The 25,393-nt window shown below is 66.2% G+C and carries 20 protein-coding genes and 1 tRNA gene; 9 read left to right on the top strand and 12 right to left on the bottom strand.

All coding sequences use genetic code 11. The features are described 5' to 3' along the window. Position 1: 1 nt before the first annotated feature. The 9 genes from cyoA to cysS form a co-directional block, all read right to left on the bottom strand. Entirely contained in the window at positions 2–889 is an 888-nt protein-coding gene (cyoA, locus tag C7H84_RS13790) for a ubiquinol oxidase subunit II (RefSeq protein WP_121859303.1), read from the bottom strand. Between the two features lie 299 nt (positions 890–1,188). Then, positions 1,189–2,718: an NADH-quinone oxidoreductase subunit M gene (locus C7H84_RS13780; RefSeq protein ID WP_121859301.1), complete on the bottom strand. Its 1,530-nt coding sequence runs from the start codon at positions 2,716–2,718 to the stop codon at positions 1,189–1,191. 459 nt (positions 2,719–3,177) lie between these two features. Further along, the gene (locus C7H84_RS13775) at positions 3,178–4,551 is read right to left on the bottom strand and encodes a hypothetical protein (protein ID WP_121859300.1); all 1,374 of its coding nucleotides are present in this window, start codon (positions 4,549–4,551) and stop codon (positions 3,178–3,180) included. 189 nt (positions 4,552–4,740) lie between these two features. Next, positions 4,741–4,834, bottom strand: a tRNA-Ser gene (locus tag C7H84_RS13770). A gap of 111 nt (positions 4,835–4,945) precedes the next feature. Beyond that, positions 4,946–6,199 (bottom strand): aspartate kinase, encoded by a 1,254-nt coding sequence (locus tag C7H84_RS13765; protein WP_041490469.1) that lies wholly within the window; start codon positions 6,197–6,199, stop codon positions 4,946–4,948. A 342-nt stretch (positions 6,200–6,541) separates the two neighbouring features. Further along, the gene (gene tilS / locus C7H84_RS13760) at positions 6,542–7,978 is read right to left on the bottom strand and encodes a tRNA lysidine(34) synthetase TilS (protein ID WP_121859299.1); all 1,437 of its coding nucleotides are present in this window, start codon (positions 7,976–7,978) and stop codon (positions 6,542–6,544) included. A gap of 43 nt (positions 7,979–8,021) precedes the next feature. After that, complete coding sequence (locus C7H84_RS13755) at positions 8,022–8,993, bottom strand: acetyl-CoA carboxylase carboxyltransferase subunit alpha (RefSeq protein WP_039364696.1); 972 nt, start codon at positions 8,991–8,993, stop codon at positions 8,022–8,024. Positions 8,994–9,092: 99 nt separating this feature from the next. Then, complete coding sequence (locus C7H84_RS13750) at positions 9,093–9,962, bottom strand: DNA-3-methyladenine glycosylase (RefSeq protein ID WP_121859298.1); 870 nt, start codon at positions 9,960–9,962, stop codon at positions 9,093–9,095. Between the two features lie 43 nt (positions 9,963–10,005). Next, positions 10,006–11,403 (bottom strand): cysteine--tRNA ligase, encoded by a 1,398-nt coding sequence (gene cysS / locus C7H84_RS13745; protein ID WP_121859297.1) that lies wholly within the window; start codon positions 11,401–11,403, stop codon positions 10,006–10,008. Between the two features lie 234 nt (positions 11,404–11,637). On the opposite strand from cysS, the gene C7H84_RS13740 reads away from it, so the two are divergent. The 4 genes from C7H84_RS13740 to C7H84_RS13725 all read left to right on the top strand — a co-directional run bounded on the left by C7H84_RS13740 (position 11,638) and on the right by C7H84_RS13725 (position 14,396). Then, entirely contained in the window at positions 11,638–12,360 is a 723-nt protein-coding gene (locus C7H84_RS13740) for a tetratricopeptide repeat protein (RefSeq protein ID WP_162999276.1), read from the top strand. Positions 12,361–12,406: 46 nt separating this feature from the next. Continuing rightward, positions 12,407–12,982 (top strand): peptidylprolyl isomerase, encoded by a 576-nt coding sequence (locus tag C7H84_RS13735; protein ID WP_034188904.1) that lies wholly within the window; start codon positions 12,407–12,409, stop codon positions 12,980–12,982. 88 nt (positions 12,983–13,070) lie between these two features. Further along, positions 13,071–13,562 carry a peptidylprolyl isomerase gene (locus tag C7H84_RS13730; RefSeq protein ID WP_121859295.1) on the top strand — a complete coding sequence of 164 codons (492 nt, stop codon included), beginning with the start codon at positions 13,071–13,073 and terminating at the stop codon, positions 13,560–13,562. A gap of 33 nt (positions 13,563–13,595) precedes the next feature. Then, positions 13,596–14,396: a UDP-2,3-diacylglucosamine diphosphatase gene (locus C7H84_RS13725; RefSeq protein WP_121859294.1), complete on the top strand. Its 801-nt coding sequence runs from the start codon at positions 13,596–13,598 to the stop codon at positions 14,394–14,396. A gap of 59 nt (positions 14,397–14,455) precedes the next feature. Here the strand turns inward: C7H84_RS13725 and cysE are convergent, their stop codons facing one another. Together cysE and C7H84_RS13715 are read right to left on the bottom strand one after the other, a co-directional pair. Beyond that, positions 14,456–15,229 (bottom strand): serine O-acetyltransferase, encoded by a 774-nt coding sequence (cysE, locus tag C7H84_RS13720; protein WP_121859349.1) that lies wholly within the window; start codon positions 15,227–15,229, stop codon positions 14,456–14,458. Positions 15,230–15,538: 309 nt separating this feature from the next. Beyond that, complete coding sequence (locus tag C7H84_RS13715) at positions 15,539–16,363, bottom strand: RNA methyltransferase (protein ID WP_121859293.1); 825 nt, start codon at positions 16,361–16,363, stop codon at positions 15,539–15,541. Positions 16,364–16,641: 278 nt separating this feature from the next. Between C7H84_RS13715 and C7H84_RS13710 the strand changes: the two genes are divergently transcribed. From C7H84_RS13710 to C7H84_RS13695, 4 genes are all read left to right on the top strand, one after another. Then, entirely contained in the window at positions 16,642–17,445 is an 804-nt protein-coding gene (locus C7H84_RS13710) for an inositol monophosphatase family protein (protein WP_121859292.1), read from the top strand. 301 nt (positions 17,446–17,746) lie between these two features. Continuing rightward, positions 17,747–19,369, top strand: coding sequence for an NAD(P)/FAD-dependent oxidoreductase (locus tag C7H84_RS13705; RefSeq protein WP_121859291.1), 1,623 nt, complete (start codon positions 17,747–17,749; stop codon positions 19,367–19,369). A 213-nt stretch (positions 19,370–19,582) separates the two neighbouring features. Continuing rightward, complete coding sequence (gene mutS, locus C7H84_RS13700; RefSeq protein WP_121859290.1) at positions 19,583–22,240, top strand: DNA mismatch repair protein MutS; 2,658 nt, start codon at positions 19,583–19,585, stop codon at positions 22,238–22,240. After that, positions 22,221–23,492 (top strand): hypothetical protein, encoded by a 1,272-nt coding sequence (locus C7H84_RS13695; RefSeq protein WP_121859289.1) that lies wholly within the window; start codon positions 22,221–22,223, stop codon positions 23,490–23,492. Before mutS ends, C7H84_RS13695 begins: the two co-directional genes overlap by 20 nt. On the opposite strand, the gene C7H84_RS13690 is transcribed toward C7H84_RS13695, so the two are convergent. After that, positions 23,472–24,020 (bottom strand): peptidylprolyl isomerase, encoded by a 549-nt coding sequence (locus C7H84_RS13690; RefSeq protein WP_121859288.1) that lies wholly within the window; start codon positions 24,018–24,020, stop codon positions 23,472–23,474. The two genes, C7H84_RS13695 and C7H84_RS13690, sit on opposite strands and share 21 nt — an antisense overlap. A gap of 32 nt (positions 24,021–24,052) precedes the next feature. Here C7H84_RS13690 and C7H84_RS13685 point away from each other — a divergent pair, with 32 nt between their 5' ends. Then, positions 24,053–25,273 (top strand): cupin domain-containing protein, encoded by a 1,221-nt coding sequence (locus C7H84_RS13685; RefSeq protein WP_121859287.1) that lies wholly within the window; start codon positions 24,053–24,055, stop codon positions 25,271–25,273. Positions 25,274–25,393: the final 120 nt, after the last annotated feature.

Below are 25,393 nucleotides of genomic sequence, written 5' to 3'. Positions count from 1 at the left end.
GTTACCCCTTCGTGCCGCAGGCGGCGTCCTTCAGATCGAGGACGTGGCCATCGTTGTATTTCGCGATGATGTTGTGGAAGAGCCGCGGGTCGACCGACGAGAAGTAGCGCACCGGCGCCTTCTCGCTCGGTTGTGCGACGGTGCCGTACGCGGTCGCGTCGAGCCGGTCGGGCGAAGCCTTGACCTTCTGCACCCATGCGTCGAACTGCTCGCGCGGCTCGGCGAGCGTGCGGAACTTCATGTCGGAGAAGCCGCGGCCGCTGAAGTTGGCGGACGTGCCCGCGTAGTCGCCGGCTTCGTCGGCGATCAAATGCAGGCGCGTCTGCATGCCGGCCATCGCGTAGACCTGGCCGCCGAGCTGCGGAATGAAGAACGAGTTCATCACCGAATCCGACGTGATGCGGAAATTCACCGGCGTGCCGACCGGAATCGCGAGCTGGTTCACCGACGCGATGCCGAGTTCCGGATAGATGAACAGCCACTTCCAGTCGAGCGCGACGACCTCGACGTCGATCGGCTTCACCGACGACTCCAATGGCTTGTACGGATCGAGCTCGTGCGTGGTCTTCCACGTGAGCACGGCGAGGAACAGGATGATCAGCGTCGGCACCGTCCAGATCACGACTTCGATCGCGGTCGAGTGCGACCAGTTCGGCGCGTAGGTGGCGTTGCGGTTCGATGCGCGGTAACGCCACGCGAACCACAGCGTGAGCAGGATCACCGGCACGACGACGATCAGCATCGCCCATGTCGAGGTGGCGATCAGCGCCTTTTCGGCGGCGCCTATGCTTCCTTTCGGATTTAGTACATCTAAATTACAGCCTGACAGGCTCAGCGCCGCGCCGATCGACATCAGCGCCGTACAGCCTCTTGAAGCTCTTCTTTTCATCACACAGCCCGAGGGTCATTGAATCCGTTTGCGTATGCCCGATGCGCATTCGATCCACGAAAGTGGCCGAATCATACGTCGCGCGGGCGCGATGAAAAACCGGCGACTGCGGCAAATCATCATTGCAAAATCTGCTGTGAGACAGATTGTCGCGGGGCGATTTCACGCAGCCAAAAGATGGCCGCAAGCCGGCCGCAGATCAGCTGCCGGCGGGATCGCGTCTGCCCCGCCCCGATGCAGGTGCGCGACGACGGCCGCATCGGCGCGCGATGCGACCCGACGTGCGCGACGTCACGCGATCAGCCGTGCACCGCTGCCATGAACGCCGGCTGCGCGGGGGCGTCGGCGTCTCCGACCGGCACCTTCGAATGGCTCGCGTCCTGGATCAGCCGTCCGACGGTCGGATCGATCGCATCGGTGAACGGCTTCGGATCGACGCCGACCATCAGCACGATCAGCGCGAGCGACGCGAACATCACGATCTCGCGGCGACTCAGGTCGGCCAGCTTCGCAACACGCGCGCTCGCGACCTTGCCGAACACCACGCGCTTGACCATCCACAGCGTGTACGACGCGCTGAGGATCAGCGTCAGCGCGGCGATCGCGCCGATCCAGAAGTTGAAGCGGATCGCGCCCATGATGACCATGAACTCGCCGACGAAGCCCGACGTGCCCGGCAGGCCGACGTTGGCCATCGCGAACAGCACCGCGAACGTCGCGAAGCGCGGCATCACGCCGGCCACGCCGCCGTACGCGGCGATCTCGCGCTGCTTCGTGCGATCGACCAGCACGCTCACGCACAACAGCATCGCGCCCGCGACGAAGCCGTACGACACGAGCTGCACGATCGCGCCTTCGACGCCGATCCGGTTGAACAGGAACAGCCCGAGCGTGACGATCCCCATGTGCGCGACCGTCGAATACGCGAGCAGCTTGCCGAGGTCGGTCTGCGCGAGCGCGATCAGGCTCGCGTAGACGATCGCGAACAACGACAGCGCGATCACGGCCGGCGCGAAGAAGTGGCTCGCGTCCGGGGTGATCGGCAGCGCGAAGCGCAGGAAGCCGTAGCCGCCGAGCTTGAGCATCGCGAGCATCAGCGCGGCGCCCGTCGGGCCGTCCGTGTAGACGTCGCGCAGCCATGTATGAACGGGCCACATCGGCACCTTGACCGCGAACGCGGCGAAGAAGCCGAGGAACACCAGCAGTTGCGGCGCGAAGCCGAGCTGCAGCGTGCGCCATGCGTTCATGTCGAACGTATGCGCCTTCGCGAACAGGTACAGCATCGCCATCAACAGCAGCAGCGAACCCGCGAACGAGATGAAGAAGAACTTCACGGCCGCGTACACGCGATGCTCCCTGCCCCACGTGCCGATCAGCAGGTACAGCGGAATCAGCGTCGCCTCGAAGAAGATGAAGAACAGCAGCCCGTCCTGCGCGACGAACACGCCGACCATCAGCCCCGACAGGGTCAGGAACGACGCGTAGTACTGCGCGACGCGCACGGTGACCGATTCCCACGACGCGATCACGACGATCAGCGTCGTGAATGCGGTCAGCACGACGAGCCAAAGCGACGCGCCGTCGATTCCGACGCGCCAACCGGCACTGAAGGCCGCCAGCCAGTCGCGCGTTTCGACGAACTGCATCGCGGCCGAGTGCGAATCGAAACCCGTGATGAGCGGCACGACCGCGGCGAGGCCGGCGAGCGCGCCGACGAGTGCGAGCAGTCTCGTGCGCCGCGGATGACGGTCGGAACCGGCACGCAGCAGGCACGCGCCGAACAGGATCGGAACCCAGATCGCCAGGCTCAGAAAGGGAAAATCATGCATGTCAACAGGCCTTGAGAAGGTCGCGCACTGCATCGGGAACAGGCGTGACGAAGGGAACGAAATCAAATCGACAGATAGATTTCGTGGATCGCCAATGTTGGCAAAATGTAAAGCGGAATCAGGGCAAACCTTGACGCCGCTCAAGCGCAATCGGGTTAACCAGCATACGGCGATCGAATATTTTTTGCAGCGCAGCAGGAGTTCATTTTGCACCGCGTAGCTAGACCAATGATTTTTATGCGTAATTTTTTGTATTGGTCAATGCTGCCGTTGGTATAAATCGGTGCAACGCCGCATTTTTTTCTGAGGGGTCGCTACGGCGGGCGCAACGACAGAATGTGGGGAGCGATGACGAGAGCGATTTAAACCTTACATTGATACTTTCGTTTTTATTGCAATGCGCATCGATCGCCGCGATTCCGGACTTCGGAAATCGCGGCACCCTCTGCGTTCAATCCATTAGCGGTCATGGCTCAACCGGTCCCACACGCGCATCGTCACCGCACGATAGTGGTTGTGTTGCGCGGGGAAATGGACGAAGCGGCTGTCGCGCGTTGCATAGACCGGCGACGAGGCGAGCGACATCGCGTCGACGATGTAGCGGGCGTCGATCATGCCCGCGTCCAGCAGTTCGACATAGATCGCCTGCTGGTCGCCGCCGCTCGCGTAGACCGACGATCGATCGTCGAAGCTCTCGATGCGCGCGCAGATGCGCTCGACCAGTTCGCGCATCGGCGCGACATTGCGCACGCCGATCATGCAGGAGTTGATCGCCCACGCCGTGTGATCCGTGCCGATCACGAAATCGCGACCGTCGATCACGCTGTCGACCGTCTGGCGCTGGTCGATCGCCAGGATGTCCGCGTCGACCCAGAACACGAACGCGTGATCCGCTAGGTGCGCGCGGATCAGGTGCAGCTTCGCCCAGTTCGCATCGACGCCGGCCGGCAGGAACGCGGGCGGTTCGCGATACGCGTGGTACGCATAGCCGTGTCGCGTGCAGTAGCGCACGAAGTTCTCTTCGTGAAGGTCGCCGTAGCCGGCAATGTGCGACGTGTGCAGGCTCACGAATGCGATGTCCGCATCCGGGTTCAGATGCCGCGCCGGCTCGCGCATGCGTTGTTGCGCGGCGCGCCAGTCGTCCATTGCGCGCGGCTGATCGCCCCGCCGCACGCGCGTCGCATCGTCGACGAGCGCGACCACGTAGCGAAAATCGTAGTCGGGCGTCGGCGCCCACACGCCGTCGACGTGCCGCCATTCGGGCGCCTGATGCGCAACGAGCGGCCGCGCGTCGACGACCGCGTCGATCGCATGACCGTCGCCCCACACCGTCTGGGCCGATGCGTAATACCCGTTCGCGAGCGGCTGGTCGAACGGCAGCGGCGGAAAGGTCTCCGCCAGCAGCGTCGCTTCGCACCCGTGCTGCCGCTCGGGCACGCGCATCGCCCATTTGCCCAGCTCGAGCGCCAGCGTGCGCAGGCGTTCGCGCACGTCGGGCACGTTGCGAAAGATCATGCCGCTCGCCGCGGGCAACGGCGACTTCGACGTCTGCGTCGTGACGATCGCGTCATAGCCGTGCGCGACATCCGGCAACGCATGCTCGCCGAACACGACCGAGAACGGATCGAGTACGAGCAGCAAAGCGCCCTGCTTCATCGCGGCGAGCTGCGCGATGATCGCGTGGTACTTGTGCAGCACCTGCTGGCGCTCGCCGTAGACGTGCGTGCCGTCGACGATCGCGTGCCGGTAGCCATGCTCGTGCGCATAACGCGCGTGATTGTCGACGAGCCCGTCGACGGGCCGATGCGAAAGAATGGTCAGGACGGAATGCATGCGTGCCGGAACTCCAACGTGAGCCGCGCGAGGCGATACGCCTATTTAGCGCATGCGCGTCGCTGAAGTCGAGCATTGATTGGCTGTGCGGACGAAGCGTGGCACCGCGCGAGCGGCGAGTGGGAAACGGCGGCGGAAAAAGAAAAAGCCCCGCAAGTCCGAGAACTTGCGGGGCTTTGTCACCGCTTTTGGCGGAGACGGAGGGATTCGAACCCTCGATCCAGGTTTTGGCCCAGATGCTCCCTTAGCAGGGGAGTGCCTTCGACCTCTCGGCCACGTCTCCCAAACTTTCGCTCGCACCAGGGAGGCAGTGCGACGAGAACGAGATAATATAGGGTTTCGAACCGTGCGTCAATTTCCGTGATGCATTTTCTTCAATGCATCACGAGCAAGTTCACGCGGGCTGGTCGAGCTCGAATGCCTTGTGCAGCGCGCGGACGGCCAGCTCCATGTATTTCTCGTCGATCAGCACCGAAATCTTGATTTCGGACGTCGAGATCATCTGGATGTTGATGCCCTCTTCCGACAGCGTGCGGAACATCTTGCTCGCGACACCGACGTGCGAACGCATGCCGACGCCGACGACCGACACCTTCGACACCTTCGGGTCGCCCTGCACGCGCTCGGCGCTCACATGGCCCTGCACCTGGTTGGTGAGGATGTCCATCGCCTTCTGGTAATCGCCGCGACCGACCGTGAACGTGAAGTCCGTCTTCCCTTCGACGCTCTGGTTCTGGATGATCATGTCGACGTCGACGTTCGCGTCGGCGACCGGGCCGAGGATCTGATACGCGATGCCCGGCTTGTCGGGCACGCCCATCACCGCAATGCGTGCTTCGTCGCGCTGGAACGCGATGCCGGAAATGACTGCCTTTTCCATGGTCTCGTCTTCTTCAAAAGTAATCAGGGTGCCCGAGCGCATTTCTTCGTCGAGCGCAATCAGCGGATCGGTCAGGCTCGACAGCACACGCGTCTTCACCTGGTATTTGCCGGCGAATTCGACCGAGCGGATCTGCAGGACCTTCGAGCCGAGGCTGGCCATTTCCAGCATTTCCTCGAACGTCACGCGATCGAGGCGTCGCGCCTCTTCGACCACGCGCGGGTCGGTCGTGTAGACACCGTCGACGTCCGTATAGATCAGGCACTCTTCGGCATCCAGCGCGGCCGCGACCGCCACCGCCGACGTGTCCGAGCCGCCACGGCCCAGCGTCGTGATGTGGCCGTCGGGATCGACGCCCTGGAAGCCCGTGATAATCACGACCTTGCCGGCGTTCAGATCGGCCTTCACGCGCTCGTCGTCGATCGAGTGGATGCGCGCCTTCGTGAACGCGCTGTCCGTCTTGATCGGTACTTGCCAGCCGGCGTAGCTCACGGCCTCGACGCCGATTTCCTGCAGCGCGATCGACAGCAGGCCGACGCTGACCTGCTCGCCGGTCGACGCGATCATGTCGAGCTCACGCGGGCTCGGCTGGCTCGAAATCTCTTTCGCGAGACCGAGCAGACGGTTGGTTTCGCCGGACATCGCGGACGGCACGACCACCATCTGGTGCCCGGCCTGATGCCATTTTGCGACGCGTTTCGCGACGTTCTTGATGCGCTCGACCGAGCCCATCGAAGTGCCGCCGTATTTGTGTACGATGAGTGCCATTGTCGTTCTGAACTGGAGGAGAAGCCGCACGGGCGCGCTGGGCAGGCCGCGTTGCCGTTCGGTCACGCGGCTTGTGGCTGTGGACGGACGACGAGGGGGACGGCTGGGACGCAACACGCAAGCGTGACGGATTTTGCCCGGAAGGCCGATCAGGCCGCGCAAACCGGGTACGTCACGCGGAAAACCTGCACAAAACGCTCAAAAATCGAGCCGAGCAAACGTCCGAGCGTACCCGATAGAGGCCCGCTTGACAAGCCGCTCGCCGGTTTGGCAGGCGTTCCGGCGCTGTTTACCAAATGGTGAAAACCGGCGCACGATCGTGCTGCCGGAAGCGCGACGCCGCTACGCGATCAGCAGGTCGGGACGCCATTCGATCCGCCGCCACCCGCCTTCGCCGGATTGCCCGTCGCCGGTAAGCCCGTCGCCGGCAAGCCCGTCGCCATGGTTCACACCGAGCCGCGGCACGTAGACGAGCCGCTCGCCCGCGAACAGCAGCGGCACGTCACGCTGCCAGGCCGGCACGCCGCGCTCCTGGAACAGGTTCTTCAGCGTACGGCCCGGGCCACCGGGCGACGTGCGCAACCGTTCGCCGCCCGCGCGGGCGCGCGCAACGAGCGCCGCGCCGCGCAGCAGCGCCTCCGGCACCGCGCCGGCGCTGCCGGCCTCGGCCGGCGCGAACACGAAGGTGCCGCGCCATGCCGGCACGTGCCAGACTTCCTGTCCGTCCCATGCCAGCGAGGACTCGGGATGCGGCGAGCCGGTGCCGTCGTCGGCCGGCTCGGCACTGTCGCCCGCTTCCCAGTACACGGTATCGCGATAGAGCCGCAGGCACTGCCCCGCGTGATCGACGCGCAGCGCATGCGCGTCGTGCGCGGCGCGCAGTTGCCGCATCATGTTTGCAAGCCGGCCGGCCGATGCGCTCGGCAAGCCGAGGCGGCGCATCCAGAACCGCAGCAGGTTCGCGCCGCGCGTGTCGTCGAACGCAACCAGCGCATCGCGCGACAGCGCGCGGCCGTCGTCGCGCGCGGCGCCGGCGAAATCCAGTTCGGCGAGATCGTCAAGCAGCCGCTGCGCGGCGGCCGCGTGCTGGGCCGCGCGGCCGAGTGCATCGCGAAAGCCCGGGAAATGCACGGCGAGCGTCGGCAGCACGTCGATGCGCAACGCGTTGCGCGCATAGCGCGTGTCGCCGTTCGATTCATCGTCGATCCACGCGAGCTCGCGCTCGGTCGCATAGCGTTCCAGTTGCGCGCGCAACAATCGCAGCAGCGGTCGCACGCGCTCGATGCGCGCGCCGTCGGGCCGATAGCGCGGCGCCATCGCGGCCAGGCCCGCGATTCCCGCGCCGCGCAACAACTGCAGTAGCACGGTCTCCGCCTGGTCGTCCGCATGCTGAGCGACCCAGAGCGCGGCCACGCCGTGGCGCTCGCCCATCGCATCGAGCGCCGCATAGCGGCGCTCGCGTGCGGTCGCCTCGACGCCGAGCCCGCTGTCGCGCGGCACGTCGACACGCTCCGACTCGAACGCGACGCCGAGCCGTTCGGCCGTAGCCTGCGCATGCGCGACCCATGCGTCGGCGTTCGCGCTCAGGCCGTGATGCACGTGCAGCGCGACGCAACGCGACGCACCGGCCACGCGCACGGCCGCGTCGAGCAGCACCGTCGAGTCGAGGCCGCCGCTGTACGCGATCGCAATGCGCGCATCGGCCGGCAGATCGGCAAGCGCGACGCCGACCGCATCGAGTACGACGCGGTCGGCGGAGAATTCGGTCGGGGGGATCACGAGAGAAGCGCGCGCCGGACGGCGCGCGATGAGAACACGCCGGTCATGCGCCGGGCGTGGTTTCCTTGAACTTGCCGTAGGCCATCAGGCGCTCGAAGCGGCGCTCGCGCAGCGCATCGATGCTCATGCCCTGGAACTGGCGCAGCGAATCGGCGAGCGCGCGACGCAGCAGCGCGGCCATGCCCTTCGGATCGCGGTGCGCGCCGCCGAGCGGCTCGTTGATGATCTTGTCGATCAGGCCGAGCGCCTTCAGGCGATGCGCGGTCAGGCCCAGCGCTTCCGCGGCCTCGGGCGCCTTCGCGGCGCTCTTCCACAGGATCGACGCGCAGCCTTCCGGCGAGATCACCGAGTAGGTCGAGAACTGCAGCATCATCACGGTGTCGGCCACCGCGATCGCGAGCGCGCCGCCCGAACCGCCCTCGCCGATCACGGTCGTGATGATCGGCGTCTTCAGCTCGGCCATCACGTACAGGTTGCGGCCGATCGCTTCCGACTGGCCGCGCTCTTCCGCGCCGATGCCCGGGTACGCACCCGGCGTATCGACGAACGTGAAGATCGGCAGGCCGAACTTCTCGGCGAGGCGCATCAAACGTTCGGCCTTGCGATAGCCTTCCGGACGCGGCATCCCGAAGTTGCGCGCCGCGCGTTCCTTCGTGTCGCGGCCCTTCTGATGGCCGATCACCATGCACGGATGGCCGCCGAAGCGCGCGAGACCGCCGACGATCGACACGTCGTCCGCGAACGCGCGGTCGCCATGCAATTCGTGAAAGTCGGTAAACAGTTCCGCGACGTAATCGAGCGTGTACGGGCGCTGCGGATGCCGCGCGATCTGCGAGACCTGCCACGGCGACAGGTTCGCGTAGAGGTCCTTCGTCAGTTGCTGGCTTTTCTTCGAAAGCCGCTCGATTTCTTCCGAAATATCGACAGCCGAGTCGTCCTGCACGAACCGCAGCTCTTCGATCTTGGCCTCGAGTTCGGCGATCGGCTGTTCGAAATCCAGAAACGTGGTCTTCATGTGTTCGAATCCTTGGGTCTTGCGGCAGCGCGTATTCTACCCGCGCGGACGATGCGCAAGACCGGTTCTCAACTATTGATGTTTAAAACCCGATAGCCGTCAATCGGCGTCGGCGTCGGACGCGTCGAGGCTGCGCCACATGTACCAGGTCGCGACGGTACGCCACGGCTCCCAGTTGGCGGCCACTTCGCGCGCCTCGCTGCGCGTGACGGGCTCTCCGCTGAAATAATTGACGCTGATCGCGCGGATCAGGCCCGGATCGTCGAGCGGCAGCACGTCCGGCCGCGACAGGTTGAAGATCAGGAACATCTCCGCCGTCCAGCGGCTGATGCCGCGGATCTGCGTGAGTTCCGCGATCACGTCCTCGTCGTCCATCGACGTCCATTTGTCGACGTGCAGCGCGCCGGACACGAAGTGCTGCGCGAGATCGAGAATATATTCGGTCTTGCGCTTCGACAGTCCGCACGCGATCAGTTTGTCGGCGCCGAGCCGGATCACCGGCTGCGGCGCGAGTTTCGGACACGCATCCTCGATGCGCGCCCACAGCGCCTGCGCCGACGGCACCGATATCTGCTGGCCGACGACCGATCGCGCGAGCGTGACGAACGGGTCGCCGCGCTTCACGAGATGCGCGGGGCCGAACTTCGGGATCAGCTTCTTCAGGATGCGGTCGCGCTTGACGAGATCGGCGCATGCCTTGTCCCAGTATGCGGGACGCACGACATCATCCGCGCCGTCGCCGGGCGCATCGGCTGCCCGCACCTTGCGGGCCGCGTCGGCAGCCGCCATCGCGACCTCCGGCTGCGCCGCGTCCGCGCCCTTCGTGCGCGCGGGCTTCGCATGACCGTTGAGCGCGCCATTCGGCACGGCGCGCGCCGCGTCCGCCTTCGCCGCTGGCGCGCGCTTGCCTGCCGGACGCGCGGCGAGCGGAGTCGCACGCCTGACCGGCGCTTTTCTGGCCGTTGCCATCTTGCCTCCTACCTGACGGATCGGTCAGTGGAACGCGCCGCGCTCATACGCGACGCCATTCGGTCGATCCGCCCGGTTTGTCTTCAAGTGCGATACCGGCGTCGAGCAGTTCCGCCCGGATCCGGTCCGCTTCGGCATAGTCCTTCGCTTGTTTCGCCGCAACGCGCGCGGCGATCTTCGCTTCGATTTCGTCGGCTGCGAGCCCGCCCACCTGCGCGGCACCGGTGCCTTGCTGCAGGAACGCGCGCGGTTCGCGGCCAAGCAGGCCCAGCAGGCCTGCCAGTTGTTTCAGTTGCCTCGCGAGCGACGCATCGCCCGTGCGATTGACTTCGCCCGCCAGCTCGAACAGCGTCGCCACCGCGACCGGCGTGTTGATGTCGTCGTTCATCGCGGCCGCGAAACGCTGCGCGTGCGGCTCGTTCCAGTCGAGCGCGAGCGTGTCGGGCGCGACATCCTTCAATGCCGTGTACAGACGCGTGAGCGCCGCGCGCGCATCGTCGAGGTGCACGTCGCTGTAGTTGAGCGGCGACCGGTAGTGCGTGCGCACGATGAAGAAGCGCATCACCTCGCCGTCGTACCGCTCGAGCACTTCGCGGATCGTGAAGAAGTTGCCGAGCGATTTCGACATCTTCTCGTTGTCGATCTGCACGAAACCGTTGTGCATCCAGTAGTTGACGAACGTCTGGCCGGTCGCACCCTCGCTCTGCGCGATCTCGTTCTCGTGGTGCGGGAACTGCAGGTCCTGCCCGCCGCCGTGGATGTCGAAATGCTCGCCGAGCAGCGTGCAGCCCATCGCCGAGCATTCGATGTGCCAGCCCGGCCGGCCCGTCCCGTACTTCGACGACCACGACGCACCGTCGGGCTCGCCTTCCTTCGCGCGCTTCCACAGCACGAAGTCGAGCGGATCCTGCTTCGCATCGTTTGCGGCAACGCGCTCGCCCGCGCGGAGGTCGTCGAGCGACTTGCCCGACAGCTTCCCGTAGTTCGCGAACTTGCGCACCGAGTAATTGACGTCGCCGTCGCTCGCCTGGTACGCGTAGCCGTTCGCCTCGAGCTTCTCGATCATCCCGAGCATCTGCGGAATGAATTGCGTCGCACGCGGCTCGAGGTCGGGCCGCTGGATGCCGAGCGCCGCTTCATCTTCGTGCATCGCGTCGATGAACCGGTCGGTCAGCGACTTGATCGTCTCGCCGTTCTCGACCGCGCGGCGGATGATCTTGTCCTCGATGTCGGTGATGTTGCGCACGTACGTGACCCGATAGCCGATCGCACGCAGCCAGCGCTGGACGAGGTCGAACACGACCAGCATGCGCGCGTGGCCCACGTGACAATAGTCGTAGACGGTGATCCCGCATACGTACATCCGCACTTCGCCGGACTGGCGCGGCACGAAAACTTGCTTGTCACGCGCGAGCGTGTTGTAGATGCGCAGTGATTCCATAGAGATGAACCGTGAGCCGAAGGAAACCGCCCTGGCGAAGCTCGCCCAGCATGCGAAACGGACGGACCACCTGCTACGGCACGACGCCGCGCGTCCTCGGTATCACATGGGGCGGTCAGGCTGCAAGCACAGCGGTGACGGCCACGAGAGGCAAAGAAAGACTGTCTGACGCTCGCCGGAACGCGCAGACGTTTTGTTAGAATGGCTCGGAGTATAACATTCCGATTTACGCCTATGAAACCTCATCGCGGCCGCGCGCCGAGCGCTGCGACCCTCGTTGCGACCGCCGTCATGGGCGTCGCACTGACGCTTTTCGCGGCCCCCGCGGCGCATGCGCAAAAGGCCCCGGCCACCGCCGACGGCACGCCCGAACTCGACGCGTCGATCGCCGGCAAGCAGTGGAAACAGGCGCTCGCGCAACTCGACGCGCGCATCGCGGCGAATCCGCACGACGTGCAGGCGCAGTTCAAGCGCGGCACCGTGCTCGCCCGCCTGAACCGCGACGACGACGCGATCCAGCAGTTCGTCGCGATCACGCAGGCCTACCCCGAACTGCCCGAGCCGTACAACAACCTCGCGGCGCTCTACGCGAAGCACGGCCGCTACGACGAAGCGCGCAGCGCGCTCGTCACCGCGACGCAATCGAACCCGAGCTATTCGCTCGCGTACGAGAACCTCGGCGATCTCTACCTGCGCCTCGCGGCCGAATCGTACAAGCGCGCGCAATCGCTCGGCCGCACGAGCGGCGCGACCGCGCAGCGCCTCGCCGATCTCCAGAAGATCGTGTCGCCGCCCAAGTCGGCCCCGAACGCGCGCGCCGTCACGCCGGCCACGCGCGCGTACACCGATCGCGCCGCCGCGAACGTGAGCACCACCACGCTGCCGATGTCGCCGACGTTCCAGTTCAGCGGTCCGTCCGGTGCATTGACGGCGCCGTACGTCGCGCCGTCGCAGTAAGAAGTAAACGGCGCAACCTTCCTTCTCTCCCAACCTGAGGATCGCAATGAAACGTCTGTTGCTGGCGCTTGGCGGCGCCGCCCTTCTCGCGACCGCGCCCGCGTTCGCGCAATCGGCTACCGCGCACCCCGTCGTGCAGCTGAAGACCTCGCAGGGCGACATCCGCGTCGAGCTCTACCCGGAGAAAGCACCGAAGTCGGTCGCCAACTTCCTCGATTACGTGAAGGCCGGCCAGTACAACGGCACGATCTTCCATCGCGTGATCAAGGGCTTCATGATCCAGGGCGGCGGCTACAAGACCAACTTCGAGGAGAAGCCGACCCGTGCGCCGATCCCGCTGGAAAGCCGCAATGGTCTGAAGAACCTGACGGGCACGATCGCGATGGCGCGCACCAGCGATCCGAACTCGGCCACCGCGCAGTTCTTCATCAACACGGTCGACAACAGCGGCCTCGACTACCCGAACCCGGACGGCAACGGCTATGCGGTGTTCGGCAAGGTCGTGTCGGGCCTCGACGTCGTGAAGAAGATCGAAGGCGTGGCGACGACCTCGCGCGGCCCGATGCAGGACGTGCCGGCCCAGCCGGTCGTGATCGAATCGGCCAGCATCGTCTCGAAATAAGCACCTGCCGGCATGTCCGGCGACACACGCGGCCGCGTCCTACGACCGGCCGCGTGCCATTTAAACCGCCTTACCGAAGGAATTCATCATGGTTGAACTGCACACGAACCACGGCGTGATCAAGCTCGAACTCGACGCCGCGAAGGCACCGAAGACGGTCGAGAACTTCCTCAACTACGTGAAGAAGGGCCACTATGATGGTACGGTGTTCCACCGCGTGATCAACGGCTTCATGATCCAGGGCGGCGGCTTCGAGCCGGGCCTGAAGCAGAAGCCGACCGACGCGCCGATCGACAACGAAGCGAACAACGGCCTGAAGAACGACAACTACACGGTCGCGATGGCGCGCACGAACGATCCGCACTCGGCAACCGCCCAGTTCTTCATCAACGTGAACGACAATGACTTCCTGAACCACTCGTCGCCGACGCCGCAGGGCTGGGGCTACGCGGTATTCGGCAAGGTCGTCGAAGGCCAGGACGTGGTCGACAAGATCAAGGCCGTCAAGACGGGCAACGCAGGCTTCCATCAGGACGTGCCGGCTGACGACGTCGTGATCGAGAAGGCCGTGGTGGTCTGACGCATAGTCCATAGTCGTTACGGAGGCACTTCGATGTTGCAGGAGAGTCCGCCGCGAAGCGTCTCCGCGGGCGTGCCGGGCGAGCGCGAATACGCGCAAGCCGCACGCCCGTTCCTGTTTCTCTCCGATCTGCATCTGAGCGACGCGATTCCGAAGACGGTCGCGGCATTCGAGCATTTCGTGAAATACACCGCCGACAGCGCCGACTCGGTGTTCATCCTCGGCGACCTGTTCGAATACTGGATCGGCGACGACATGCTCGACGACGATCCGTTCGCGGTGCGCATGGCCGCGCTGATGCATACGTTTTCCGAGCGCGGCATCGCGCTCTACGTGATGCACGGCAACCGCGATTTCCTGCTCGGCCGGCGCTTCATGAAGGCGGCCGGCGCGATGCTGCTGCCCGACCCGGCGCTGATCATGGCGTTCGGTCAGCGCATCGTGCTCGCGCACGGCGACGCGCAATGCACGGCCGATCGCGGCTATCAGATCTTTCGGCGGTTCGCGCGCAATCGCGTCGCGCAGGCGCTGTTTCTCGTGTGGCCATTCCGCTGGCGCCGCGCGCTCGCGCAGCGGATGCGCTCGAACAGCGAAGCAGGCCGGATGCGCCCTGCTTCCGCGGTCTACGACGTCACGCGTGAAGGCGTGGCGGCGCTGTTCCGCAAAAGCCGCGCGAGCGCGATCATTCACGGCCACACGCACCGCCCCGCGCGCCACCTCGAACCGGGCGGGATTCGCTGGGTACTGCCCGACTGGGATCTTGATCACGGCCAGCCGCGCGGCGGCTATCTGCGCGTCGATGCCGAAGGCATCCATGCGATGCCGCTCGACTGACGCGGTCGCGGCAGCCACGGCGATCGCCGCGGCCGCCTACATCCGCCGCCTGCGCCACCTTACGACTGGCGCTCGACCGCCTTGCCTTCCAGCACCGCCGACAGCCTGCGCAGGTCGAGACGCGCGGCGTCCGCACCCTGCAGCGTTTCCAGATGCGTGCCGAGCCGCTCGAGCGCCGCGACGATCTCGTCGACGCGGCGGCTTTCCTTCGCCGCATGATCGATCAGGCCGTGAACCGCGAGCGACATCGGGTCGTCCGCGTTCGGCGTGATCCCGTACGCGCAGAACGCCGCACGTTCGGCCTGTGGCTTCGGTTGCGCCGGCATCACGATGCGTGCCGGATTGCCGACCGCGGTGCCGCCCGCCGGCACCGGCTTCACGACGACCGCGTTCGAACCGATCTTCGCGCCCGCGCCGACCGTGAAGCCGCCGAGCACTTTCGCGCCCGCACCGACGATCACGCCAGCCTCGAGCGTCGGATGGCGCTTCGCGCCGCGCGTGAGCGACGTGCCGCCGAGCGTCACGCCCTGATAGATCGTGCAGTCGTCGCCGATGATCGCGGTCTCGCCGATCACGACACCCATCCCGTGATCGATGAATACGCGCCGGCCGATCGTCGCGCCCGGGTGAATCTCGATTCCCGTCAGAAAGCGCCCGGCCTGCGACGCGAAGCGGGCGAGCCAGTAGCGTTTCGCCCGCCAGCACGCATGCGCGAAGCGATGCAGCACGAGCGCGTGCAGCCCCGGATAACAGGTCAGCACTTCCCAGGCACTGCGAGCGGCGGGATCCCGCTCGCGAATCGTCGCAACGTCTTCGCGCAGTCTAGTAAACATGATCTGGTCTGGGCTGGGGAAAAGGCCGGCGCGCCCCGCCGGCATGGGCCGGCCGTTATCGTGCCGGGTAATTTGCTTATGACGTCCGGCGATTGTAGGGCCACTCGCGCACGGCCGCACAACGTCGCGCGTTCACCCCGCCGGCGGCACGGGTATTCGCGCGGAGGTGCTTGACGGCGGCCGCGCAGCCATCCGGCGAAGCGGCGCGAATCCGGCCGCGATCCGTCGGACGGCCGGTATGCCGCGGCTGCGTGCAGGCGACGGCGCAACCGCCGAGCGCCCGAGCGCCGGCACCCGCGCACGGGCTGCTTACGAATCGCCGTCGGCCGTGCCGGACTTCAGCAGGATATGCTTCGCAATGCCGCGCAGGATGTTGACCTCCTCGCGCTCGAGGCCGGTGCGCGCAAACAGGCGTCGCAGCCGCGGCATCAGCTTCTTCGGATTGCGCGGATCGAGAAAATCGAGCGCGACCAGCGCGTTCTCGAGGTGCGCGTACATCCGCTCGATCTCGTCGCTCTGCGCGAGCGTGCCGACGTCGGCCTGCGGCTCGTGCGACGAATCGCTGCCCTGCTCGAGGAACGCGACGCGCAATTCATACGCGAGCACCTGGATCGCCTGCGCGAGGTTGAGCGAACTGTAGGCCGGATTCGCCGGGATATGCGCGAGCGCGCTGCACTGCTCGACATGCTCGTTCGCGAGGCCCGTGCGCTCGTTGCCGAACACGAGCGCGATGTCGCCGCTGCCGACCTGCGCGCACGCCTGCTCGGCTGCCGCGCGCGGCGCGAGGCGCGGCGGCCCGTATTCGCGCGTGCGCGCGGTGAGCGCGATCGACCAGTGGACGCCGGACAGCGCGTCGCCCAGCGTGGGCACGACATGGGCGGACGCCAGCACGTCGTCGGCGCCGCTCGCCATTGCGATCGCGTCGGGGTCGCTCTGCACGTGCGGCACGCGCGGCGCGACCAGCACGAGCCTCGTGAAACCCATCGTCTTCAGCGCACGGGCGGCCGCTCCGACATTGCCGGGATGGCTCGGCTCGACGAGCACGAAACGGGTGGACGTAAAGCCGCCGGACGGCGGCAAGGACGAGGCGGCGCCCGATTCGGACGGTGCGGCGGGGTTCTGCGGAGTTTCCACTACATGAGGCTCGGTTCATCGGAATGGCCGTATGGTATCGCCATCCCCGCGGCAAACCCACTCCTCCGGATGGCCAGCGGGGGTTTTCCCGTATTCCGAACCCCGAAACGCTCGAAAATCGGGTAAAATCATGCGTTTACGCGTCGCATCCCGTGCGGCGCGGTCGTACCCCGCTCTTTGTCAATTCGCGTCTCATTTCGCCCGGCACGTTTGCGCCAGTCCGGGCGGTGTGTTCCACTTCGTGGCGGCCCGTGCCGCCGGCTACAGGATCCAGGCTCATGCATCCCATGCTCAACATTGCTGTCAAGGCTGCGCGCCGCGCCGGACAGATCATCAATCGCGCGTCCCTCGACCTCGACCTGATCGAGATTCGCAAGAAGCAGCAGAACGACTTCGTCACCGAAGTGGACAAGGCCGCCGAAGAGGCGATCATCGAGACGCTGAAGACCGCCTACCCCGACCACGCGATTCTCGCGGAAGAATCGGGCGAATCCGAGAACGAATCGGAATTCAAGTGGATCATCGATCCGCTCGACGGCACGACCAACTTCATCCACGGCTTCCCGTACTACTGCGTATCGATCGCGCTCGAACACAAGGGCGTCGTCACCCAGGCTGTCGTCTACGATCCGAACAAGAACGACCTGTTCACGGCCACCCGCGGCCGCGGTGCGTACCTGAACGACCGCCGCATCCGCGTCGGCCGTCGCGACCGCCTCGCGGACGCACTGGTCGGCACGGGCTTCCCGTTCCGCGAAAAGGACGGCCTCGACGCGTACGCGCGCCTGTTCACCGAAATGACCCAGGCGTGCACGGGCCTGCGCCGCCCGGGCGCTGCCGCGCTCGACCTCGCGAACGTCGCGGCCGGCCGTCTCGATGCATTCTTCGAGCAAGGCATCAACGTGTGGGACATGGCAGCTGGCAGCCTGCTGATCACCGAAGCCGGCGGCCTCGTCGGCAACTACACGGGCGACGCCGACTTCCTGCATCGTCACGAGATCGTCGCGGCGAACCCGAAGATCTACGCGCAGATGATCCCGATCCTGAATCGCTACACCCGCGTGCATCCGGCCGCGGAGTAAGCCCGGGCCGCGCCCGCGCGGCGCGGCTTTTGCATCCGCCGCTCGGCGATACCGTCATGATGGAGCGCTCGCGGCCTTCCGGTTGTCCGGGCGGCGCAGTAATCTTCTCCATGCAGCGGGCGCTTCAGGCGCCCGACGTGACAGTGCCCGAGCGGTCCGGCCCGGCCGGTGTGCCGCCGCGCTTGCACAAGCCTGATGAACCGGCTTGCGCAATGCCCGCGCAGCGTGCGACACCGCCGGCATGCCGGCCCCGCCCGTTTCAACACCGCCACGGCTTCGTGGCGACCGTATCCGACCATTCATGTTACGGCTAAGCGAACTTAAACTCCCGCTCGACCATCCCGAGAGCGCCCTCGAAGCCGCGATTCGCGCGCGCCTCGAGGAGCTTGGCGTGGCGGCAGACGGGCTCCTCCGTTACACGGTGTTCCGCCGCGCGCACGATGCGCGCAAGCGCTCCGACATCAAGCTCACGTATATCGTCGACGTAGAAGTCAAGGACGAAGCCGCCGTGCTTCCGCGACTCGCCGGCACGCCGCATTGCGCCGTGACGCCCGACATGGCGTATCACTTCGTCACGAAGGCACCCGAGCACGGCAACTTCCTGCGCCCGGTCGTGATCGGCATGGGGCCGTGCGGCCTGTTCGCCGGGCTGATCCTCGCGCAGATGGGCTTTCGCCCGATCATCCTCGAGCGCGGCAAGGCCGTGCGCGAACGCACCAAGGACACCTTCGGCCTGTGGCGCAAGAGCGTGCTCAATCCCGAGTCCAACGTGCAGTTCGGCGAAGGCGGGGCCGGCACGTTCTCCGACGGCAAGCTGTACAGCCAGATCAAGGATCCGCACCACTACGGTCGCAAGGTGCTCGACGAATTCGTCAAGGCCGGCGCGCCTGACGACATCCTGTACCTGAGCCGGCCGCACATCGGCACGTTCCGCCTCGTCAGCATGGTGGAAAAGATGCGCGCGACCATCCACGAACTGGGCGGCGAGGTGCGCTTCGAAACCCGCGTCGAGGACATCGACATCGATCAGGGCAAGGTGCGCTCGCTGAAGCTGTCGAACGGCGAAACGCTCCGCTGCGATCACGTCGTGCTGGCCGTCGGTCACAGCGCGCGCGACACGTTCCAGATGCTGCATGATCGCGGCGTCTACGTCGAAGCGAAGCCGTTCTCGCTCGGTTTCCGGATCGAGCATCCGCAGGGGCTGATCGATCGCAGCCGCTTCGGCAAGTTCGCGGGGCACAAGCAGCTCGGCGCGGCCGACTACAAGGTGGTCCACCACTGCAGCAACGGTCGCGCGGTGTACAGCTTCTGCATGTGCCCGGGCGGCACGGTGGTCGCGGCGACCTCCGAGCCGGGCCGCGTGGTCACCAACGGGATGAGCCAGTATTCGCGCGCCGAGCGCAATGCGAACGCGGGCATCGTCGTCGGCATCACGCCGGAAGACTATCCGGGCGGCCCGCTCGCGGGCATCGCGTTCCAGCGCAAGTGGGAAGAGCGCGCGTTCGAGCTCGGCGGCGGCGACTACAGCGCGCCGGGCCAGCTCGTCGGCGACTTCATCGCCGGCCGGCCGTCGACGTCGCTCGGCTCCGTGGTGCCGTCGTACAAGCCGGGCGTGCGCCCGACCGACCTCAGCACCGCGCTGCCCGACTACGTGATCGAGGCCATTCGTGAAGCGCTGCCGCAGATCGACAGGAAGATCGCCGGCTTCGCGATGCACGATGCGGTGCTCACCGGCGTGGAGACGCGCACGTCGTCGCCGATCCGGATTCGTCGCAAGGACGATTACCAGAGCGTGAACACCGAGGGGCTGTATCCGGCCGGCGAAGGCGCCGGGTATGCGGGCGGCATCTATTCGGCCGCCATCGACGGGATCGAGGTCGCGCAGGCGGTGGCGCTCGACATGATGGCGACGCTCGCGTCCTGATCTGCATATGGCGAGACTCGGCGCACGGCAGTCCGTGCGCCGGGTGAAGCCGGCCTTTTTCATACCTGCCCGGGAACGTGACCGGATCATCGTGTCGGGCCGGCAGTCGCCGGTTGCGATCTCCGGCAACTGGCCGAACGGCGAACTTCGCGCTTGTGCACCGAAGCCACTGGTAAACTCGGGCAACTCAAGCAACAACTTTACGCCGGATCTATGACCACGCTGTCGCCCGAGGCCTTTGCTGGCCACACTCCAATGATGCAGCAGTACCTGCGCATCAAGGCCGATCACCCCGACACGCTCGTCTTCTACCGGATGGGCGACTTCTACGAGCTGTTCTTCGAAGACGCGGAGAAAGCCGCCCGCCTGCTCGACCTGACCCTCACGCAACGCGGCGCGTCGGCCGGCACCCCGATCAAGATGGCCGGCGTCCCGCATCACGCGGTCGAACAATATCTGGCGAAGCTCGTGAAGATGGGCGAGTCGGTCGCGATCTGCGAGCAGATCGGCGACCCGGCCACGTCGAAGGGCCCCGTCGAGCGCAAGGTCGTGCGGGTCGTCACGCCCGGCACGCTGACCGATGCCGCGCTGCTGTCCGACAAGAACGACGTCTATCTGCTCGCGATGTGCACGGGCCACAACAAGCGTGGTGTCGCGGTCAACATCGGCCTCGCGTGGCTGAACCTCGCGAGCGGCGCGCTGCGGCTCGCGGAAATCGAACCCGACCAGCTCGGCGCCGCGCTCGAGCGCATCCGTCCGGCGGAGATCCTGACCGCGGACGGCGCAACCGACGCCGTGCCCGCAGGCGCCGGCGCGATCAAGCGCGTGCCGGCCTGGCACTTCGACATCGCCTCGGGCACGCAGCGCCTGTGCGACCAGCTCGACGTCGCGGGCCTCGACGGCTTCGGCGCACACTCGCTGACGAGCGCATGCGGCGCGGCGGGCGCGCTGCTGCTGTACGCAGCGGCCACGCAAGGCCAGCAACTGCGTCACGTACGCAGCCTGAAGGTCGAGAACGAAACGGAATACATCGGCCTCGATCCGGCCACCCGCCGCAATCTCGAACTGACCGAAACGCTGCGCGGCACCGAATCGCCGACGCTGTATTCGCTGCTCGACACCTGCTGCACGACGATGGGCAGCCGCCTGCTGCGTCACTGGCTGCATCACCCGCCGCGCGCGTCGATCGCCGCGCAGTCGCGCCAGCAAGCGATCGGCGCGCTGCTCGACGCGCCCGCGAATGCGAGCCTCGACGCACTGCGCAGCGCGCTGCGGCAGATCGCCGACGTCGAGCGGATCACCGGTCGTCTTGCCCTGCTGTCCGCGCGGCCGCGCGACCTGTCGAGCCTGCGCGATACGTTCGCCGCGCTGCCGGCATTGCGTGAGCGCATCAGCGCGATCGTCGCGAACGCGGATGCGCTCGCGCGCGTCGACGCGGCGCTCGCGCCGCCGGCCGAATGCCTCGACCTGCTGACGAGCGCGATCGCACCCGAGCCGGCCGCGATGGTGCGCGACGGCGGCGTGATCGCGCGCGGCTACGACGCGGAGCTCGACGAGTTGCGCGACATCTCCGAGAACTGCGGGCAGTTCCTGATCGATCTCGAAGCACGCGAGCGCACGCGCACGGGCATCGCGAACCTGCGCGTCGAATACAACAAGGTGCACGGCTTCTACATCGAGGTCACGCGCGGCCAGACCGACAAGGTGCCCGACGACTATCGCCGCCGCCAGACGCTGAAGAACGCCGAGCGCTACATCACGCCCGAACTGAAGACCTTCGAGGACAAGGCGCTGTCCGCACAGGAACGCGCGCTGGCCCGCGAGCGCGCGCTGTACGACGGCGTGCTGCAGGCCCTGCTGCCGTTCATTCCCGAGTGCCAGCGCGTCGCATCGGCGCTCGCGGAGCTCGACGTGCTCGCCGCGTTCGCCGAGCGTGCGCGCACGCTGGACTGGGTCGCACCGACCTTCACCGACGAAATCGGCATCGAGATCGAACAGGGTCGCCATCCGGTCGTCGAAGCGCAGGTCGAGCAGTTCATCGCGAACGACTGCCGGTTCGGCACCGAACGCAAGCTGCTGCTGATCACCGGCCCGAACATGGGCGGCAAGTCGACGTTCATGCGACAGACGGCGCTGATCGCGCTGATGGCGTACGTCGGCACCTACGTGCCCGCGAAGTCGGCCTGCTTCGGCCCGATCGATCGCATCTTCACGCGGATCGGCGCGGCCGACGATCTCGCCGGCGGCCGGTCGACCTTCATGGTCGAGATGACCGAAGCCGCCGCGATCCTCAACGATGCGACGCCGCAAAGCCTCGTGCTGATGGACGAAATCGGCCGCGGCACGTCGACGTTCGACGGCCTCGCGCTCGCATGGGCCATCGCGCGCCACCTGCTCGCGCAAAACGGCTGCTACACGCTGTTCGCGACGCACTACTTCGAACTGACGCAACTGCCGGCCGAATTCCCGCAGGCGGCGAACGTGCATCTGTCGGCCGTCGAGCACGGCCACGGCATCGTGTTCCTGCACGCGGTCAACGAAGGCCCGGCGAACCAGAGCTACGGGCTGCAGGTTGCGCAGCTCGCGGGCGTGCCGGCGCCGGTAATCCGCGCGGCGCGCAAGCATCTCGCGTATCTCGAACAGCAGTCGGCCACGCAGCACACGCCGCAGCTCGACCTGTTCAGCGCGCCGCCGGCCGCGGCCGACGAACTCGAATGCGCGGATGCGCCGGCGCCCACCGCCGCCCCGCACCCGGCGCTCGACAAGCTGCGCGACATCGACCCCGACGATCTCAAGCCGCGCGACGCGCTCGACCTGCTGTACGAACTGCGCACGCTCATTCGCTCGCACGATGCCGACGGGCACGCCTGAACGCCGCCGGTCGGGCCGCCCGGCCCGCGCCGCCGCCGCGCTGGTCGCGGCGGTGCTCGCGCTGGCCCAGGCCGGCGCGTTCGCGGCGCCGCCCAAGCGCGCGGCCGCACCCTACTCGTTCGCGATCGTATCGAACGTCATCAATGTGCCGGCCGACGAGCCGGCCGCGCAACGGCTGTTCGAATCGATCGCGCGCGAGCGCAATATGGCCTTCGTCGTCTATGCAGGCGGCATCAAAGGCGCGAAGGAAGCGTGCCGCGACACGCTGTACACGCAGCGCGGCGCGATCCTGGACGCGTCGCGCGTGCCGCTCGTGTTCGTTCCCGGTCATGACGACTGGGTCACGTGCAACACGCCGGCGGGCGGTGGTTACGACCCGGTCGAACGCCTGGATTTCCTGCGCCAGACGCTGCTGGCCGACGCCGCGCTGCCCGACGCGGGCGCGTTGCCGATCACGCGCGAAAGCGAAGTCGCACGGTTCCGTCCGTATCGCGAAAACGTGCGCTGGATGCATGACGACGTCGTGTACGTCGCGCTGAACGCTCCTGCGCCGAACAACCACTATCTGACGGCCGGCGGCCGCAACGGCGAATTCGAGGACCGCATCGTCGCGAACGGGTTCTGGATCGACCACGCGGCCGAATATGCAAAGCGGCGCGAAGCACGTGCGATGGTGGTGATTGTCGAAGGCGATCCTCAATTCGATCGCTATGAGCGCGCGGAGCGCTTTGCGTGGCTGCGTTTCAACCGGCCGCGCAACCGCGACGGCTTCCGTGAACTGAAACGCACGCTGGTGAAGGCGGCGGCGACCTTCCGCGGCCCGATCCTGGTGATGCACGCGAGCAGCGAACCGCTTGCGAACGGTTTCCTGATCGATCGCCCGCTGCATGCGGACGATGGGGTACTCGTGGGAAATGTGACGCGCGTCGCGATCGGACCGCGCCATCCGGCGAATCAGTGGGTAAAGGTGAATGTGTCGCCGGCAAAACAGACGATCTTCAACGTGAGCCTGCAGGAGGTTCCGAAGAACCTGCCGGTTCCGCCGGCGCTGCCGGCCGCGCCGCGCGACGAGGTCCCGCTGCCTCAGATGCCGGAGATTCCGGCGATACCGGCCCTGCCCGATTCGTCGTCGGTCGCGCCGCCGCTGCAAGGCGACGGCACGACGCCAGGCGGCGCCTCGTGGCCCGCGCCGCCCGCTGCTTCAGGGCCGGCGCCTGGCCTGCCCGCCAGTTCAGTGCAGGGTACGCCCTGACGGCGTGTCGCCGTCGCCGTCCTCGTCATCATCCTCGTCGACGATTTCGAGGCCTTCCGCGCCGTGTGCGTGCTCATGCTCGATCTCGTCTTCGGTCGCTTCGCGCACGTCCTTGACCGTGAGCGCGAAGCGCAGCGCCATGCCCGCGAGCGGATGGTTGCCGTCGAGCACGACCTTGTCTTCGGCAATGTCGGTGACCGTATAGATCAGCGAATCGACTTCCTCGTCGCCGTCTTCCGGCGTGCCTTCGAACTGCATGCCCACTTCGATCGGCTCGGGAAAACGATCGCGCGGCTCGATCTTCACGAGTTCGGGATCGTAGTCGCCGAACGCGTCCTGCGGCTCGAGCTGAACCTGCGCCTCGTAGCCGGGCTCGTGGCCGTCGAGCTGTTCCTCGATCTTGGGGAACGTGCCATCATAGCCGCCGTGCAGATAAACCATCGGCTCGTCGCTTTCCTCGATCAGATTGCCCTGCGCATCCGACAGCTTGTAAGCGACCGACACGACGGTGTTTTTTGCGATTTTCATCCAATTCTCCCAAATACAAGTCTCATTATACGATGCGCAACCGGTCTCAAGCCGAACCGCGGGATGCCGCTCCCGCCCCGCTCGGCGCGCCGCCCTCCGATCTTCCCACGCCGCTGCTTGGCGGCCTCACGCCGGCGCAATTCATGCGCCGTTATTGGCAGAAGAAGCCGCTGCTGATCCGCCAGGCAATTCCCGGCGTGAAGCCGCCGGTCACGCGCGACGCGCTGTTCGAGCTGGCAGCCGACTATGACGCCGAATCGCGACTGATCACCCATTTTCGTAACAGGTGGCAACTCGCGCACGGCCCGTTCGAACCGGGGGCGCTGCCCGCCGTGTCGCGCAAGTCCTGGTCCTTGCTCGTGCAGGGACTCGACCTGCACGTCGATGCGGCACGCGCGCTGCTCGACCGCTTCCGTTTCGTCCCGGACGCGCGCCTCGACGACCTGATGATTTCGTACGCGACGGACGGCGGCGGCGTCGGCCCGCACTTCGACTCGTACGACGTGTTCCTGCTGCAGGTCGAAGGCCGGCGCCGCTGGCGCATCGGCGCGCAGAAGGACCTGTCGCTGCAGCCGGACGTGCCGCTGAAGATCCTCGAGCATTTCGAACCGAGCGACGAGTGGGTACTGGAACCGGGCGACATGCTGTACCTGCCGCCGCACATCGCGCACGACGGCGTGGCCGAAGGTGAATGCATGACCTGCTCGATCGGTTTCCGTGCACCGTCGGCCGGCGAGCTCGGCGCGCAATTCCTGTATTACCTGGCGGAACGCGGCGGGCTGCGTGACGAGCGCGGCGACACGCTCTACCGCGATCCGAAGCAGCCGGCCGTCGACGCGCCCGCGCAACTGCCGCCGGCGATGGTCGAGCGCGTCGCGGAGATCGTCGACGCGATCCGCTGGCGCAAGCGCGACGTCGCCGAATTCCTCGGCTGTTACCTCAGCGAGCCCAAATCGAACGTCGTATTCGAACCGCCGGCGCGTCCGCTGTCCGAGGACGCGTTCGTCGCGCAGGCGTCACGCCGTGGCGTGTATCTCGACAGAAGGGCCGCATTGATGTATAACGCGCGCTCGTACTTCATTAATGGCGAGGAAGAACCGCTCGAGCAGGCCAGCGAATGGCTGCCCGAATTGGCGAATCTGCGTCACATGGAGGCGAAACGGTTTGTAACACTATCCCGGGTTCCCTCAATGACAGCCTTACTGCACGAGTGGTATTGTGCGGGCTGGATACGGGTCGGAAGCCGGATTTAGTGAATCGCCCCGTATGCCCGTACGGATCAAATTCTGTATGGGAAAGACAACGTATTGACCCCGCATTTGTCGACGGTCGATAGGAAAGTGCATATAATTTCCGCCCAAGCCGTAGGGAAG

It is taken from the genome of Burkholderia sp. Nafp2/4-1b, assembly GCF_003635165.1.
Taxonomy (GTDB): Bacteria; Pseudomonadota; Gammaproteobacteria; order Burkholderiales; family Burkholderiaceae; genus Burkholderia.
This window is presented reverse-complemented; position numbering and strand designations above follow the sequence as displayed.

Excerpts from the sequence above, each read along its gene's own strand:
- C7H84_RS13780 (WP_121859301.1), bottom strand. The coding sequence starts at position 2,718 with ATGCATGATTTTCCCTTTCTGAGCCTGGCGATCTGGGTTCCGATCCTG.
- cyoA (WP_121859303.1), bottom strand. The coding sequence starts at position 889 with ATGAAAAGAAGAGCTTCAAGAGGCTGTACGGCGCTGATGTCGATCGGC.
- cysE (WP_121859349.1), bottom strand. The coding sequence starts at position 15,229 with ATGTTTACTAGACTGCGCGAAGACGTTGCGACGATTCGCGAGCGGGAT.
- C7H84_RS13705 (WP_121859291.1), top strand. The coding sequence starts at position 17,747 with ATGTTACGGCTAAGCGAACTTAAACTCCCGCTCGACCATCCCGAGAGC.
- C7H84_RS13730 (WP_121859295.1), top strand. The coding sequence starts at position 13,071 with ATGGTTGAACTGCACACGAACCACGGCGTGATCAAGCTCGAACTCGAC.
- C7H84_RS13710 (WP_121859292.1), top strand. The coding sequence starts at position 16,642 with ATGCATCCCATGCTCAACATTGCTGTCAAGGCTGCGCGCCGCGCCGGA.
- C7H84_RS13695 (WP_121859289.1), top strand. The coding sequence starts at position 22,221 with ATGCCGACGGGCACGCCTGAACGCCGCCGGTCGGGCCGCCCGGCCCGC.
- C7H84_RS13725 (WP_121859294.1), top strand. The coding sequence starts at position 13,596 with ATGTTGCAGGAGAGTCCGCCGCGAAGCGTCTCCGCGGGCGTGCCGGGC.
- C7H84_RS13685 (WP_121859287.1), top strand. The coding sequence starts at position 24,053 with ATGCGCAACCGGTCTCAAGCCGAACCGCGGGATGCCGCTCCCGCCCCG.
- C7H84_RS13775 (WP_121859300.1), bottom strand. The coding sequence starts at position 4,551 with ATGCATTCCGTCCTGACCATTCTTTCGCATCGGCCCGTCGACGGGCTC.
- C7H84_RS13690 (WP_121859288.1), bottom strand. The coding sequence starts at position 24,020 with ATGAAAATCGCAAAAAACACCGTCGTGTCGGTCGCTTACAAGCTGTCG.
- C7H84_RS13735 (WP_034188904.1), top strand. The coding sequence starts at position 12,407 with ATGAAACGTCTGTTGCTGGCGCTTGGCGGCGCCGCCCTTCTCGCGACC.
- C7H84_RS13765 (WP_041490469.1), bottom strand. The coding sequence starts at position 6,199 with ATGGCACTCATCGTACACAAATACGGCGGCACTTCGATGGGCTCGGTC.
- mutS (WP_121859290.1), top strand. The coding sequence starts at position 19,583 with ATGACCACGCTGTCGCCCGAGGCCTTTGCTGGCCACACTCCAATGATG.
- C7H84_RS13755 (WP_039364696.1), bottom strand. The coding sequence starts at position 8,993 with ATGAAGACCACGTTTCTGGATTTCGAACAGCCGATCGCCGAACTCGAG.
- cysS (WP_121859297.1), bottom strand. The coding sequence starts at position 11,403 with ATGGAATCACTGCGCATCTACAACACGCTCGCGCGTGACAAGCAAGTT.
- C7H84_RS13740 (WP_162999276.1), top strand. The coding sequence starts at position 11,638 with ATGAAACCTCATCGCGGCCGCGCGCCGAGCGCTGCGACCCTCGTTGCG.
- C7H84_RS13750 (WP_121859298.1), bottom strand. The coding sequence starts at position 9,962 with ATGGCAACGGCCAGAAAAGCGCCGGTCAGGCGTGCGACTCCGCTCGCC.